The organism is Lentibacillus persicus (assembly GCF_900112705.1).
Classification (GTDB): Bacteria; Bacillota; Bacilli; order Bacillales; family Amphibacillaceae; genus Lentibacillus; species Lentibacillus persicus.
In genome coordinates this window covers 68160-83610 of record NZ_FOMR01000010.1, presented here as the reverse complement: position 1 = coordinate 83610, position 15451 = coordinate 68160, and the positions used below count along the sequence as shown (strand labels likewise).

General features: G+C 44.3%; 13 protein-coding genes. 10 read left to right on the top strand and 3 right to left on the bottom strand.

The genetic code is table 11. From position 1 onward, the window contains the following. Positions 1-4: 4 nt before the first annotated feature. Positions 5-2413, bottom strand: coding sequence for a penicillin acylase family protein (locus BMZ22_RS13370; protein WP_090086445.1), 2409 nt, complete (start codon positions 2411-2413; stop codon positions 5-7). A 505-nt stretch (positions 2414-2918) separates the two neighbouring features. Between BMZ22_RS13370 and rfbA the strand changes: the two genes are divergently transcribed. The 7 genes from rfbA to BMZ22_RS13330 are packed head-to-tail and all read left to right on the top strand — an operon-like array spanning position 2919 to position 9601. Beyond that, positions 2919-3851: a glucose-1-phosphate thymidylyltransferase RfbA gene (gene rfbA, locus BMZ22_RS13360; RefSeq protein ID WP_090086440.1), complete on the top strand. Its 933-nt coding sequence runs from the start codon at positions 2919-2921 to the stop codon at positions 3849-3851. Then, the gene (gene rfbB, locus BMZ22_RS13355) at positions 3844-4857 is read left to right on the top strand and encodes a dTDP-glucose 4,6-dehydratase (protein ID WP_090086439.1); all 1014 of its coding nucleotides are present in this window, start codon (positions 3844-3846) and stop codon (positions 4855-4857) included. The genes rfbA and rfbB overlap by 8 nt, the downstream gene beginning before the upstream one ends. Beyond that, on the top strand, positions 4821-5786 hold the full coding sequence (locus BMZ22_RS13350; RefSeq protein ID WP_245745427.1) for a glycosyltransferase family 2 protein: 966 nt from the start codon (positions 4821-4823) through the stop codon (positions 5784-5786). The genes rfbB and BMZ22_RS13350 overlap by 37 nt, the downstream gene beginning before the upstream one ends. 4 nt (positions 5787-5790) lie before the next feature. Beyond that, positions 5791-6465 carry a GNAT family N-acetyltransferase gene (locus tag BMZ22_RS13345; RefSeq protein ID WP_090086505.1) on the top strand — a complete coding sequence of 225 codons (675 nt, stop codon included), beginning with the start codon at positions 5791-5793 and terminating at the stop codon, positions 6463-6465. Next, a complete protein-coding gene (locus tag BMZ22_RS13340; protein ID WP_090086436.1) occupies positions 6465-6830 on the top strand; it encodes an EamA family transporter in 366 nt (121 codons plus the stop codon). Before BMZ22_RS13345 ends, BMZ22_RS13340 begins: the two co-directional genes overlap by 1 nt. A 10-nt stretch (positions 6831-6840) precedes the next feature. Then, positions 6841-7953: a dTDP-4-amino-4,6-dideoxygalactose transaminase gene (gene rffA, locus BMZ22_RS13335; RefSeq protein ID WP_090086434.1), complete on the top strand. Its 1113-nt coding sequence runs from the start codon at positions 6841-6843 to the stop codon at positions 7951-7953. Beyond that, on the top strand, positions 7916-9601 hold the full coding sequence (locus tag BMZ22_RS13330; RefSeq protein WP_090086432.1) for a DUF6044 family protein: 1686 nt from the start codon (positions 7916-7918) through the stop codon (positions 9599-9601). Before rffA ends, BMZ22_RS13330 begins: the two co-directional genes overlap by 38 nt. A gap of 77 nt (positions 9602-9678) precedes the next feature. Here the strand turns inward: BMZ22_RS13330 and BMZ22_RS13325 are convergent, their stop codons facing one another. Beyond that, complete coding sequence (locus tag BMZ22_RS13325) at positions 9679-10119, bottom strand: hypothetical protein (RefSeq protein ID WP_090086429.1); 441 nt, start codon at positions 10117-10119, stop codon at positions 9679-9681. Positions 10120-10377: 258 nt separating this feature from the next. On the opposite strand from BMZ22_RS13325, the gene BMZ22_RS13320 reads away from it, so the two are divergent. The 3 genes from BMZ22_RS13320 to BMZ22_RS13310 all read left to right on the top strand — a co-directional run bounded on the left by BMZ22_RS13320 (position 10378) and on the right by BMZ22_RS13310 (position 13587). After that, positions 10378-11769: an MmgE/PrpD family protein gene (locus tag BMZ22_RS13320; RefSeq protein WP_090086427.1), complete on the top strand. Its 1392-nt coding sequence runs from the start codon at positions 10378-10380 to the stop codon at positions 11767-11769. Continuing rightward, on the top strand, positions 11766-12593 hold the full coding sequence (locus BMZ22_RS13315) for a phosphosulfolactate synthase (RefSeq protein ID WP_090086425.1): 828 nt from the start codon (positions 11766-11768) through the stop codon (positions 12591-12593). Before BMZ22_RS13320 ends, BMZ22_RS13315 begins: the two co-directional genes overlap by 4 nt. A gap of 160 nt (positions 12594-12753) precedes the next feature. After that, a complete protein-coding gene (locus BMZ22_RS13310) occupies positions 12754-13587 on the top strand; it encodes a YitT family protein (RefSeq protein WP_090086423.1) in 834 nt (277 codons plus the stop codon). 50 nt (positions 13588-13637) lie between these two features. Here BMZ22_RS13310 and BMZ22_RS13305 read toward each other — a convergent pair whose 3' ends face one another. Beyond that, complete coding sequence (locus BMZ22_RS13305; protein ID WP_090086421.1) at positions 13638-15197, bottom strand: AbgT family transporter; 1560 nt, start codon at positions 15195-15197, stop codon at positions 13638-13640. Between the last annotated feature and the right edge of the window lie 254 nt (positions 15198-15451).

Here is a 15451-nt window from a genome sequence, read left to right as displayed (position 1 = left end):
TCCTTTATCTGTTTGGTGTCAGTTGTAATTTCATTCCATCATTTTCGTCAAGCCGCGTCACATGATAGGCTCCTTTTGCCCAATCACCCATCTGGTCATGGTACCACTCGCTTCTGAAATGACCCGCCTGGCCTGGGCCTACCAGTTGATAGCTTTTCGCCTCAGCTGTATCGATGACAAACCGCCAAGAGGCGCCGTGATTTACAATTCCCGTTTCGGCATTATAGCTCGCTGCCATCGGTGTGACACTGCTGCCGCCCACCGGTATTGGGATTTCACGATTGAAAAAGAATGCAAGAATTGGACTGACCCCCGATAGCGGATGATCAAATTGAACCTGATGATAGTCACCCCACCGCCAATCTTTCATGGTACTGCCATACTCATCGCTCAACACACGCACTGTCTTATGCAGCGATGTTTTAAGGACTTCTTGCATGCCGTCATTTTCCCTTATCCAGATTGACTCATCGCCAGCCCTCAGCAGTTCATCGGTTGTCTGACCCTTGCCGCCAAACAAGTCCATCATGTCATCTGGTAATTCATCATATAATATCGATTCAATTTCGTCCATCCAGCGGTGAAATATCAGTGGCTGGGGAGCATCCTTAACGTCGGTGTAATCCCAATCGGACAATAATTTCAGCGCATCATGCTGTTCTTCACTTAGATTTGCGTTTTCAAGGGTATCCAGAAACACTGGTACAAATTCGCGTGCCTGCAAATTGGTCTGGTCCATTTGCAACGCTTTCATGTCTTCAACAGTCAAATCCTCGCCCTTTGAAAGAACTTCAGAAATACGTTCGTATCTGTATGGCTGTGCCCAGACATTGCTGATGTGATACGGGTAATTGTCAGTTGCAATTTTATTATTGGCGGTAGCGATAAAGCCTTTGTCAGGATTAATAACCGTCGGGAGTTCAGCAAATGGTATATAGCCGCGCCATTCATTTTCCTTATTCCAGCCTTCAAGCGGTAACAGCGCATCCTCACCGTTGTTATAAATTGGGATATTGCCATTCGCTTTATAAGCTATTGTCCCATCTTTTCCGGCAAACACAAAATTTTGCGCCGGGGCGAGAAATTTTTCCAGTCCTTGCTCAAATTCATGCCAATCTGACGCCTGGTTGATCTCCAAAATCGCCTCAAGCTCTGTCGTCGCCTCCAATGCCGTCCATTGAAGCGACATAACGGTATCACCGGAAGACTCTTCGGCAAACTCAGAAATCACCGGTCCATGCCGCGTCTCCACAACCTGATAATCAATTGGTTTGTTGTCTTTCACTTTAATCGGTTCTTCAATCACCTTAGCTTTTTCCCATTTATTCTCGTATAAAAATTCATGCGGCTGTTCGGGGTTTTGCTTTTCGACGTATAATTGCTGAACGTCGGGTCCGGTATTGGTGACACCCCAGGCTATTGATTCATTATGACCGAGTATTATTCCAGGAACACCGGCAAAAATTACACCACTCACATTCATTGATGGCGATGATAAGTGCATTTGATACCAAATTGAAGGTGTTGCCAAACCAAGATGCGGGTCATTTGCCAGTAGTGGCAGACCCGATTGGGTTTTCTCGCCGCTTACAACCCAATTATTACTTCCATTAAAAGCATGCGGGATGACAGCATCTTTAAAACTTACCGCTACATCCACCTCGCCTTCTCCAATAATTGTCGGTTTATTCTCCGGGTAGAACGGAAAAAGTTCATATGCTTTTTCTTTAGGAAGATTATTTAAAACATAATAGTTAAAGGCCTGACGCTCCCAATGACCGCCCAGATCAAACGCCATATACTTGCCAATTGTCAGTGAATCAATTGGTGTCCATTGCTCAGGCTCTGATCCAATCAGTGTGAATTCGACCGGCAGGCTATTTGAAGCTTTTGCCTCACCGATATACGCATTCACGCCATCCGCAAACCATTGCAAAACTTGCTTACTTTCTTCGGTATAGATATCATACGACGCTTCAGCCGCCCGTCTTAAGCCAAGTGTTCGAAAAAATTTGTCCTGTTCCACAGAGGCCTCGCCGACAACCTCGCTTAATGTGCCCGAAGCCTGCCGCCGTGACATTTCCATCTGAAACATTCGGCTGTTTGCCTGAATATAGCCTTGTGCCATGTACAAATCATGTGCATTATCTGCGTTTATGTGAGGCACCCCGTTCTCATCGGTTATAACCGTAACCGCATTTTCCAAGCCCTGCATCTCAATCTCCCCCTCAACCTGAGCGATTGAGCGATTTATGTACATATTGAGAAAAATAAACGCCAGAATCGCGATAACCGCGAAGACGGCAAATATTGTGAACACTATTTTCTTTTTACGTCGTTTTCGTTTCACCGGTGCCTTCAAAGCTTCTTGTGTCTCCAATAAATACTCCCCCTTTAAAATACCCTCTTTCATTTTATTTCGCTACCATTTTCTATAATCCTGCAAAACGAATAAACGCATTTCTAAGAGTCTATTGTTTTTGACAAAAAAATTCGAAAACAGTAGATTAGTTAGTGCGTCGTACACCGCTTCGGAAATACACTTGGTGCTCGTCGTGTTGCAAGCAAATTCGGTGAAGAAGCACTCCTCGCAACGCGCAGCGGATTCGGCGGATGTTTTGCTCGTCGCTTTCCGCGGGCGGCTGGTGAGCCCACCGGAAAGCGAGTGTATTCCAGCTGCGTCGCTAGAGAGGCTGATGATATTTTCACTACGTCGCATTTTACAACAACTTGGCGATTTAAAAAGCAGTAATCTTGATAAATGTCATGTAAATAGGCGGAAAGCACTGCTTCTCCTTAAAAGTCTGTAACTAAGATGAAACTAAATTGTAAGATTATTTTCTTTAAAAACGGTAATAAGTATATAGAAAGGTATAAGAAATATGAGCGCTAAACAAATCTTTCAGGGAGTGATTTGCATGAAAGGCATTATACTGGCAGGCGGCAGCGGTACACGGCTGGCTCCGAGCACAAATGGCATTAATAAACATTTATTGAACGTTTATGATAAACCAATGATCTATTATCCCCTCTCTGTTCTTATGCTCGGCGGCATTAAAGATATTATGATTATAAGTACCCCGGAAGACTTACCGCGTTTTCGGGAAATGCTGGGTGACGGTTCAGATTTTGGTCTTAACTTGCAATTTAAGGAACAGTCTGAACCAAACGGCATTCCTGATGCATTTATTTTAGCAGAGGACTTTATCGGATATGATGATGTGACGTTAATTCTCGGCGACAACATTTTTTATGGGCAAGGGTTCACGACATTACTGCGTGAAGCACTGCATCATCACAAGAACGCCACCATCTTCGGTATCCGGGTGAAAGATCCGAGACGATTTGGTGTTGTTGAATTCGATGAAAATCAAAAAGTTATCTCCCTGGAAGAGAAGCCGGATGATCCAAAATCCGATTTCGCTGCAGCAGGGCTCTATATTTACGATTATCGTGCGGTCCAAATCGCCAAGCAATTACCTTTTTCCGAGCGCGGCGAAACGGAGATTACCGACTTGAACAAAGAATATTTAAAAGGGGACCAGCTCGATGTGCAGCTACTTGGCAGAGGATTCGCCTGGATGGACGCGGGCACTCATGAAGCCCTGTTTGACGCTTCCGAATTTGTCAAAATAACCGAACAGCGCCAAGGGTTCAAGATTGCCTGTCTCGAAGAAATCGCTTATTATATGGGCTACCTCAGCAGGCAAGCATTGCAAGAAAAAGGTGAACGCATGAAGAAGACCGATTACGGGCAGTACCTTATGGAAATTGCTAATCGTAAACACACGGAACAATATTGGGAAAAAATCAATAAAAACCCTGTACTGGAGCTGGTTCAAAATGAGTAAATCGCTGTTGGTAACAGGCGGTGCCGGGTTCATCGCCTCTCATTTCATCCATTATATGAGGCAGAAGTATCCAAACTATCACATTATTAATATGGATAAACTAACCTATGCCGGATCAAAAGAAAATTTAGAAGCGGTAAATGAAGACGACAACTATGTATTTATCGAGGGCGATATTTCAGATGAAGAACTTGTGACTACTATTTTTTCTGATTACGACATTGACGGTGTTGTAAACTTTGCGGCTGAGTCTCATGTTGACCGGTCAATAAAAGATGTAAAGACATTCATCGAGTCAAATATACTGGGAACCGCTGTTCTTCTGCAAACTGCCAGGCAAGCCTGGGATAACGCCGGTGAACTTCACAAACGGCGATTCCATCAAATATCGACAGATGAGATCTATGGTTCGCTCGACTTAGATTCAAACGAAAAATTCAATGAGCACACACCTTATGCACCGCGCAATCCCTACAGCGCATCCAAAGGCGGCGCTGATATGCTTGTCAAAAGCTTCGGACACACCTATAACATGAACGTTGTGACCTCCAGCAGCTCGAATAATTATGGCCCGGGACAGCACGAAGAAAAACTAATCCCGACCATTATAGACAATGCCTTGAGAGGTCAGCCCATCCCCATTTATGGTGACGGAAAAAATGTGCGTGACTGGCTTTACGTCAGAGACCACTGCCACGCGCTCGATTTAATTTACCATAATGGCAAGACATTGGAAAAATACAATGTCGGCGGCAGCAATGAAAAGACTAACCATGAACTGGCGATGATGATCTGTGATATTCTTGACCATTTAAAACCGGGGCCTTACAGTCACAAAGAGCTGATCACATTTATTGATGACAGGCAAGGACATGACCGGCGCTATGCAGTAGATGACAGAAAAATAAAATCAACACTTGGCTGGAAACCTTCAACCCCGTTTGAAAGCGGCATGCATGAAACAGTCGAATGGTACGTGGCGAAATGGGAAAAAGTCTCCCTTTAATTTCGACCGTCGTTCCTGTCTTTGGCTGCAAGAGCTGTTTGAAAGAATTGTGCAGACGTGTGATAACCACAATCGAGTCGATTCCAGCCGACGTCGAAATTATTCTGGTCAATGACGCAAGCCCGGACAATGCGTGGGCAACAATTCAGGAGCTTCATGAACAGGACAAGCGAATCATGGGAATTGACCTTGCCCGAAACTTTGGCCAGCATCACGCCATTACAGCAGGACTGGATTATTCTTCAGGTGACTGGACAGTGGTCATGGACTGTGATCTTCAGGATCGGCCTGAGGAAATAAAAAAACTGTATGAAAAAGCACAGGAAGGCTACGAGGTCGTCTTTGCTAAACGCGTCGAACGCCAGGATAATTGGTTTAAGAAAAAAACGTCCCAGCTGTTTTACCGTGTTTATGATTATTTCAGCGGGACTGCCTCTGATCATACCGTCGCCAACTTTAGCATCAGCCAAAGGAAAGTGATTGAAGCTTATCGCGGCATGCGTGAACAAAACCGTTTTTTCCCGCTTTTCATTCAATGGATGGGGTATGAAACCGGAAACGTCCCGGTTAAGCACGATGCCCGTGTAGAAGGCAATACCGGTTATAACCTGAAAAAATTGATTACGCTTGCCACAGATGCGATTATATCCCAATCAAATAAACCGCTCCGGCTGTCCATTCAATTTGGATTTTTGCTGGCGCTTGGCTCACTCGTGTATGGCTTGTATTTGTTCATACGCTATTTCTTTCTCGACCAACATGTTCAGGGCTGGACGAGTGTTATGGTTTCGATTTATTTTATTGGGGGGTTAATTTTTTTCAATTTTGGCGTCCTCGGTCTCTATATCGGAAAGATTTTTAATGAAACTAAAAACCGGCCGCTCTACCTCATACGAAAGACGACAGAAGATAAGGATGAAGGAAGGTGATGGCATGACCCATCTGCGTGAAACCCCCTGGGACAAACGAAATTTTAATATTAACACATATGAAGTATTGACGACTGACGACGAAGCATTACAGGAAACCGATCAAAATGAAGGGCATTATACACTCAAAGTCAGACCGCTCGAAAACCCTAAACCATTACTTGATCATGGTTTTTATTATGTGGATACATTAATTGAACCTGTCTGCAAAAAAGACAATCTAACACGCTTTTCCGCCGAACATGCAAGTCTTTCCAAAGCATACGACCCGGAGGAGATCCTGAAAATTGCCAGCGAGGTTTTCGTCCACGGACGTTTCCACAGAGACTTTAATATTCCTAATTCCTTGGCTGACAAACGGTATATGAATTGGGTTAATGATTTAATTAACGACGAAAAGATTATCGCGTTAAACTATGACAATGACACCGCCGGCTTTTACGGATTGGATGGGGACAAAGTGCTCCTGCTTGGCATGCGTGAAGAATACCGCTCCAGAGGCCTTGCGAAAGCTTTCACAAGCATGGCGTGCAGCGAGCAGCTGAAATCGGGTTATGATGAATTACGCACGTCCATATCTGCTGCCAATGTTGCGTCATTAAACTTGTTTTATGCCCTTGGGTTCCGGCTGAAGAACACGGTGGATGTCTATCATAAGCTGAACGGCGAGGTAACGTGATGGGCTATTATTATATTTTTTCAACGGTCATTTTTACGGTTTACGGCCAGCTCGTTTTAAAATGGCAAATGGATCAGGCGGGAGCCTTACCCGCCGGGCTGTGGGATAAACTTATGTTTCTGATCCAGCTTTTATTAAATCCATGGATTTTATCCGGTTTTGCCTCTGCATTTCTTGCCGCTTTGAGTTGGATGGCCGCCATGACCAAATTTAATATCAGCTATGCCTACCCATTTATGAGTCTTTCATTTCTGCTCGTGTTTTTACTGTCCGTTTTCTTATTCGGAGACCCCATTACCGTTCAAAAAGTTGTAGGCCTCGCTTTGATAATTGCGGGGATTATCGTAACCAGCCAGTCATTGTGAGGTGAGAGAAATGCTGAACTTTAACAAACCATGCTATATTGGAAAAGAAGAAACTGCAATACAGGAAGCTATAATGAATCAAACCCTTGCCGGCAACGGGCCCTTCGGTGAAAAATGTGTCGACTGGCTTGAGAATTATCTCGACTGTGAACGGGCAATCCTTACCCCTTCGTGTACGGCTGCTTTGGAGATGACTGCTCTGTTAATTGACACAAAACCGGGCGATGAAATTATTATGCCGTCCTATACGTTTGTCTCAACCGCGAACGCTTTTGCACTCAGAGGCGCTTCGATTCAATTTGTGGACGTGTCACCTGATACAATGAACATATCCCCGGAAGCTGTTGAAGCTGCTGTAACCGAAAAAACAAAAGCCATTGTCGTCGTCCATTATGCCGGCATCAGCTGTGATATGGATGCGATTATGAAAATAGCTGATAAAAATAGCTTGTGGGTCATTGAAGACGCCGCTCAGGCCTTAATGAGTACATATAATGGCAAGCAGGTTGGTACGATCGGTCATTTCAGCACCCTCAGCTTTCACGAAACGAAAAATATTACGTGCGGTGAAGGCGGCGCATTGATTATTAATCACGCCGCTTCAATTGAACGCGCCGAAATTTTACAAGAAAAAGGCACCAACCGGCAGCAATTTGCCAAAGGAATGGTCGATAAATATACATGGCGGGACGTCGGCTCTTCTTACCTGCTGAACGAATTGAGTGCGGCTTATCTTTGGATTCAACTTCAGCATGCCGAACAAATCACAGAAGACAGATTGTTAACATGGCACAGCTATTATGAAGGATTAAAACATATCGGAGCCATTTCGATCCCTCATATACCAGCGGAGTGTACGCATAATGCACATATGTTTTTCGTTAAAACCGATCATCGTGATGCGTTAATGAAATACTTAAAAAGCAACGGCATCATGGCAGTATCGCATTATGTCCCACTGCATTCTTCTTATGCGGGTAAAAAATTCGGCCAATTTGCCGGTGATGATAACTATACAACTGCAGAAAGCGAAAAACTGGTCCGTTTGCCTTTGTATTATGGCATGGAAGAAAAGGATGTGACTCATGTCATCAACCATATCAACGATTTTTTCAAGACATAAACATATACTGATTGCGTGTCTGATTATCGCTGTGTATCTATCACCCTACTATATTTTGGGTGAAGATACACATATCCGCGTGCACGATAATCTGGATTCAAATATTGTTTGGTACAAATTACTTGCGGAAAGCGGTCAATTTTTTGCGATGTCTGAGCTGCCCAACGTTATCAATGGCCTGCCCCGGAGCACGCTTGCCACGCCCTTTGATTTCATGGTATGGCTTTATGTCTTGTTTGAGCCAATGACGGCTTACACGATCGGTCAGACCGTTATGCGTTTTGCCGCTTTCATCGGTATGTATTTACTCTTGAGACGATTTATTGGTTCCAAATGGATTATAGCCGGGGTCGCGATGACATTTGCGATGCTGCCGTTCTGGCCTTCAGGCTGGTTGTCCATAGCAGGATTGCCGCTTGCATTTTACGTGTTTCTGTCCATCCGTGATCGTGGGTGGCAGACACCTTGGTACCATTGGCTGACGTTAATTCTAATGCCCTTTTTCTCTAGTTTCATCCTAACGTTTGTCTTCTTTCTTAGCCTGATGGGCGTTCTGTGGCTGTTTGACTGGATAAGGCGGAAACAGAGCAATTGGGCACTATTTACAGCGACTGCTGTCATGAGCAGCATTTATCTGATTAAAAATTACATGATCCTCTATTCAATGTTTATCGATGAAGGGTTTACATCGCACCGTGAGGAGCTTGACCTGGGCCATAACAGCCTTTCTGAAACGTTCAGCCTGTTTTCCGAAAACTTTTTAACCGGGCACACGCACGACATGGCCATAAATACATACATAGTTCTGCCGGTAATTGGCATCGCCCTTCTTGTAGCAGCTTTCCACCGCGTCAAACCTAAATGGCTTCTTATCATGGTTCTCACCAATGCAGCACTTTCACTCTGGTACGCGTTTTGGTACTGGGAAGGCTGGCGCATTGTCAAGGACAACTTCATGATTGCCAATACGTTTAATTTCAGCCGGATTCATTTTTTCGATCCGATGCTCTGGTATATCGCATTGGCGCTTGCTCTATGGATTTTATGGAAACATATGCGGTTTGGAAAGACATTTGTTGCGCTTATCATTATTGCCCAGTCCTTAAGTTTGTTCTGGCTGAATGAAGAAGTGAAGTACGAAAGGCTCGGTATGCCAACATATGCCGAATTCTATTCAGAGGAACTTTTTGAATCAATTGAAGACTATATCGGACGTGAACAGTCTGAGTACCATGTCGTAAGTATTGCGATGCACCCAACTATTGCACAGTTTAACGGTTTTTATACACTTGATACGTACAATAACAGTTACCCGCTCAATTATAAACACCAGTTTAGAGAAATTATTGCACCGGAACTGGAAAAAAATGCTTCATTGGAAAACTATTTTGATACGTGGGGCGGCCGCTTGTATATGTATGTCGCCGAACTTGGCGAAAATTATATTTTTACGAAGAACAGCGATAAAACGCTTGATAATTTGAACATCAATACCGATGCACTCCGTGAAATGGGCGGAGATTATATCTTCTCAGCTCTGCCAATCGAAAATCATGAAGAAAATCAGCTTGCATTTGAACGCAGCTTTGAGAATAGTGAGTCGATTTATAAAATTTATTTGTATCAGGTGGAAAATGAACAAGAATAGTGATTGAACAAAAATGAGCTGTCAAATTGCCGAAAAAACTATTCAAGGTGCCATTCTTACATGATGGCGCCTTTAATTTACCTATTATAATCCCAAAGTATCTTCCACTCACCTTCAACTTTGGTCACATAGGTGTTCTGCACGATGCTAAAATTCCCGTATTTTCCTTCGAACACTTGCGTAACCGGCACTTGATAGACTTTACCATTTACTTCTGCTTCTCCCTCAATCGTCCAATCCTCAATCGCTGTTGCTTCGCCTAGCGTAAAGCTAAATGTTTCCACACCAAAATGGTCCATGATTACATGGGATCTTTCCTGCAAATACTCAATTTTGTCAAATTTCTCTTTCATTAATGGATGAAACATCTCCCACGAACCTGAAAAATTTGCCTCCTGTTCATATGAATAGAATTCAGAAACTGCTCCAGTCGCTTCGTCATCTTCCGGTTGATGAAGCAGCATAAATATGACAGCGCCGATTATTGCCAAAATGAGGATGGCTGCTACCTTTCGCATCGAACCCCTCCTGCAATCCTACTATCATTTTATTAGCCAAAGCATCGAAACAGTACTTGGTCACAAATCTTTTAACGTCCAACAACATAAACTTATCATTATATATAAGTATTTAATATCACTTTATTCAATTTTAATTATTTATTTTTATATATAAATGGTGTATTATTATAAGTGAGGGGAGGCAAGACACTCCTTCCCAGAACCCTCTTTGTGGCCACTGAGGTTTCATTTCCAACACTTTTGGAGGTGATTCACATGTCTAATAAAAAAACGATGGTCGAACAGCTTGCAGATTGGGCGCACGATGCCGATTGGAGTATGTTGTCCGATGAAGCAAAAGAAGCATTAAAAGGGCGGGTACTCGACTCAATTGGTGTTGCAATTGGCGCACTTAACGGTGAGCCGGTAAAAAATATTCGACAAATGACAGAGAATCTCGGCGGTGAAAAGCTCGTCACATTGATTGGCGGTGGCAAAACGACGCCTGATTACGCAACATTTTACAACGGAGCGGCTGTCCGCTATCTCGATTTCAATGACTCATATCTGGCAAAAGAAGAAACCGGACATCCATCGGACAATATTGCACCCGTTCTGGCAGCAGCTGAATATGCAGACGCAAACGGAAAAGACTTTCTGCTCGCCCTGGCGATTGCCTACCAGGTACAATGCCGCCTGTCAGACGTTGCACCGGTTAGAAAATACGGGTTTGACCATACTGTCCAAGGTGCATACGGTGCAGCAGCCGGAGCCGCTCGGGCAATGGGATTCGACAGCAGCGAAATTGCCAACGCGGTCGCAATTGCCGGAACAGGCTACAATTCCCTCCGGGTAACACGAACCGGTGAATTGTCAAATTGGAAGGGCCTCGCCTACCCGAATACAGCTATGGGAGCGATGCATGCAACGATGCTTGCCAAATATGGCATATCAGGCCCGAGAGAAGTTTTTGAAGGCAATAAAGGCTTGATGGACTCGATTGCCGGTGAATTCACAATCAATTGGCATAACGAAAACCTCGAACGCGTCACCGATACGATTATTAAACGCTTCAATGCTGAGATTCATTCACAATCTTCCATTGAAGGTCTGCTTGAACTTCGGGACCGCGAAAATATAAAACCGGAAGACATTAAAGCCATTCGCCTCACCACGTTTGATGTTGCATATAACATTATCGGCGGTGGTGAAGAAGGCGGCAAGAAACTGATTCGCTATAAAGAAGAAGCCGATCATTCGCTGCCATATATGCTCGCGGCAGCTTATTTGGACGGCCAAGTGATGCCTGAGCAATACGATTCTGACCGGATCAACCGGGGTGATATCCAGGAACTGCTGCAAAAAGTTGATGTCAAACCTGATGTTCACTACAGCAGCCGGTTCCCGGATGAAATGGCGTGCCGGATTGAACTGGAAACAAATGACGGACAAATTTTTGAAATTGAAAAAAGTGATTACAAAGGCTTTAAATCAAAACCGGCAAGCTGGGATGTTCTAATGGCAAAATACAATAGCCTGACCCGTAACATTGACAGCGATCTTGCCCATGAAATAGCCGAAACGATACGGAATCTGGACAATGTGAATGTCAGCGACCTGACGCAATTACTTGATCAAATTCAAATCAAGGAGGATGTATCAATATGAGTAACCAACGCGCTTTCCAAAAAATTCGGATGAACAGCCGCCAGGAAAAACCGCGTAATAAAGGCCTGACCGAAATCCGCGGTCCATATTATGCCGTTATGGGCACCAATTACTTGCGTGATATTATGGAAACGATGGGTGACTACGTCGACATTTTGAAGTTTTCAGGCGGGGCGTTTACGCTGTATCCGGAAGATAAATTGCGTGAACTGCTTGATCTTGCTCATGATTATGACGTGAAGGTATCCACGGGCGGCTTTATGGAAACCGTTCTGACACAAGGTCCTGAAGCAGTTGATCATTACCTTGATGAGTGTAAACGCTTGGGCTTTGATATTATTGAAATATCCACCGGGTTCATCACCATGCCGACCGACGACATCGTCCGTCTTGTTGAAAAAGTGCAGAAAAAAGGGCTTCTTGCCAAGCCAGAAATCGGTGTTCAATTCGGCGCCGGCGGAACCAATACAGCCGAACAAAATGAAGCTGAAGGCATCACCGACCCGTCACAAGCCATTGAAGTCGGCAAACGCTGTCTTGAAGCAGGAGCCTATATGCTGATGATCGAATCTGAAGGCATTACTGAAAGCGTCAATGACTGGCGGACAGAAATTGCCACCCAGTTCGCCCGTGAACTCGGCACTGAAAACGTCATGTTTGAAGCAGCCGATCCGGACGTTTTCGAATGGTATATCAAAAACTATGGCCCTGAAGTAAACGTCTTTGTTGACCACAGCCAGATCGTTCAACTGGAAGTCCTGCGACGCGGCATCTGGGGAACCAAAGATCTCTGGGGACGCGTCCTCACCTTTCATGAAGACTAATAATAGAATCACAATCCCTACACAACCGGGCAAATAATTGCCTGGTTGTTTTTATACAGGAATCTGGTATATACACCTCCTGCCCTATTCAGTTCTCAAAAAGGGTATGATTCGTTATAATAGACATCACCGTTACAACGTTTGAAAAGGAGGTGTATGTGTGAACAACACGATACGCGACATATTACTGATTATCATCGGCTCGTTCATATTTTCAATTGGTGTCAACTATTTCGCCATACCAAACCGTTTATCAGAGGGCGGCGTTATCGGGGTCACAATTGTTCTCCACTATCTATTCGATTGGTCACCGGGCGCTGTCAACTTTGTGCTAAACACATCGCTTGTCGCGCTTGGCTATAAATTTTTCGAAAAACGCGTCACCATCTATACGATTATCGCAATTATTTTTTCATCACTTTTTTTGCACATCACTGTTGACTGGGGTAGCGAAGTTAACGATGATATGCTGCTGGCAGCATTATTCGCCGGTCTTGGTGTCGGATTGGGGCTCGGCCTTATTTTCCGGGCTGGCGGGACCTCTGGCGGGTCAGCAATTCTGGCGAGGCTTGCCAATCAGGCTTTCGGATGGACTATTGGAAAAGGAATGCTGATAATCGATATTGCCGTTATTGCCGGTTCAGCGTTTGTTATCGGGCAAGAACGGGCTATGTACACGCTCGTATCCGTATATGTTGGTGCAAAAATAATCGATGTGGTTGTTGAAGGCGCCAATGAGCGAACGGCTGTCCTGATTGTTTCCAAATCTTCCGATGAAATTTTGGAAGCTGTCACAAATAAGATGGCACGGGGCGTTACGGTGCTTGATGGACAGGGTGGTTATACCCGTACACAACGGGAGGTCCTTTATCTGGTCATCAACCGGTACGAAATTGTACCGTTTCGAAAAATCATTTCTGAAACCGACCCGGATGCCTACGTTACTGTCCACCCTGTACAGGAAATTTTCCGAAAAGGATACAAAGGCAGATAAAAATAAAAACCTTTCACCTCCCCCTGGGGAAGTGAAAGGTTTTTTTGTGTTTAGCCGCCGTATTGAATAGGTGAGCCTGGGCCCAATGGAAGGCCAGTCAGCATCCAGACAACCAGCATGATTGTCCAGCCTACAAGGAAGTACAACGAGTATGGCAGCATAACCGAAATCAATGTGCCAATCCCCATTTTCTTATCATACTTTTGTGCAAAAGCAATAATAATCGCGAAGTAAGTCATCAACGGTGTAATGATATTCGTTGTTGAATCAGCCACACGATAAGCCATTTGTGTCAATTCAGGCGAATAGCCGAGCTGCATCATAATCGGTACGAATACCGGGGCCATCATCGCCCATTTAGCTGAAGCACTTCCGATAAACAAGTTAATGAAACCAGTGATAATAACAAACATCAGAATTAACGGAATGCCTGTCAGGTTGATGCTGTCGAGAAATTCGGCGCCATAAACACCAAGCACCAGACCCATATTCGATTCGTTAAAATAGGCAACAAATTGACCTGCTGTAAAAGCAAGCACGATAAACATGCCCATTGAAGCCATTGTATCCGTCATTTGTGCTGCAACGTCTTTGTCATTACGGATTACTTTTGTGACCATACCATAGACGAGTCCCGGTATGAAGAATAATATCGCTATAATCGGCACAAGCGAACTCATGAATGGCGACTGGATGATCTGATCCATATAATTGCCCTCAGTCCCGCGTAACGGGGCGTTTTCCGGCAATATAAGCAAGGCTGTCAATATCAGACCAACAAGCAAGGAGATCCCTGACCAGATTAAACCTTTCTTCTCGACAGACTTCAGTCCTTCAAGCCTGTCGTTTTCTTCTTCGTCTTCCTCTCCATCTTCACCTTTATACTCGCCCAAGCGCGGTACAACAACACGTTCCGTTACCCAAGTACCAATAAACGTCAAAACGAATACCGATACAGCTATGAAAAACCAGTTCATGGCTATATTCATCGTTTCAGCATAAGCCGGATCAATTGTTGAAGCTGCGGCAATCGTCAGCTCACCAAGCATAACGTCAGTACCTGAAAGCACCAGATTAGCACTGAAACCTGCCGATACACCCGCAAACGCAGCCGCCAGACCAGCTAAAGGATGCCGGCCCATCGCAGCGAAAATCAATGCACCAAGCGGCGGCAAGACAACATATCCGGCATCTGATGCAACACTCGACATAATACCAGCAAACACAAGTCCTACCGTAATAAACCGCGTTGGCACGGATAATACAAAACCGCGCAATAACGCGCTAATCAACCCGGTCCGCTCTGCAACACCGATACCAAGCATTGTAACAAGCACAACACCAAGTGGTGCGAAGCCGATAAAGTTATCTGTCATGTTTCCAAAAATATATTCAAGGCCTTCAGCGTTCAGCAGGTTATTGATTTCAACCATTTGACCTTCTTCGCCAGGATGTTCCACACTGATTCCCAGCGGTTGCAAAGCAGCGGATAATATAAGAACAATTCCTGCTAAAATAGCAAACAGTGTAACCGGATGCGGCAGTTTATTGCCAATAAATTCAACGCCGTCCAAGAAACGCTGAAATACGCCATTTCGTTGCTTTCCCATCAAATTCTCCTCTCAACCATCTTTTGGATAAAATTCTGAAAAATAATCATTTAAAGTGCACTTTCAACATTATAAAACGTGCGCGAGAGAATTTAAATACTTAAAGAATATTTGCGAAAAATAAAATTGTTATGAAGGTTTACGAAAGCAACAAGAATCATTTAACGATGGGGCTGAAACAAAAGAGTTTTCTTTGAAGGAAAATCCGAACTAACCAAGTAAACGGGGGTGCAAACAACCCGCTCCAGAAATAT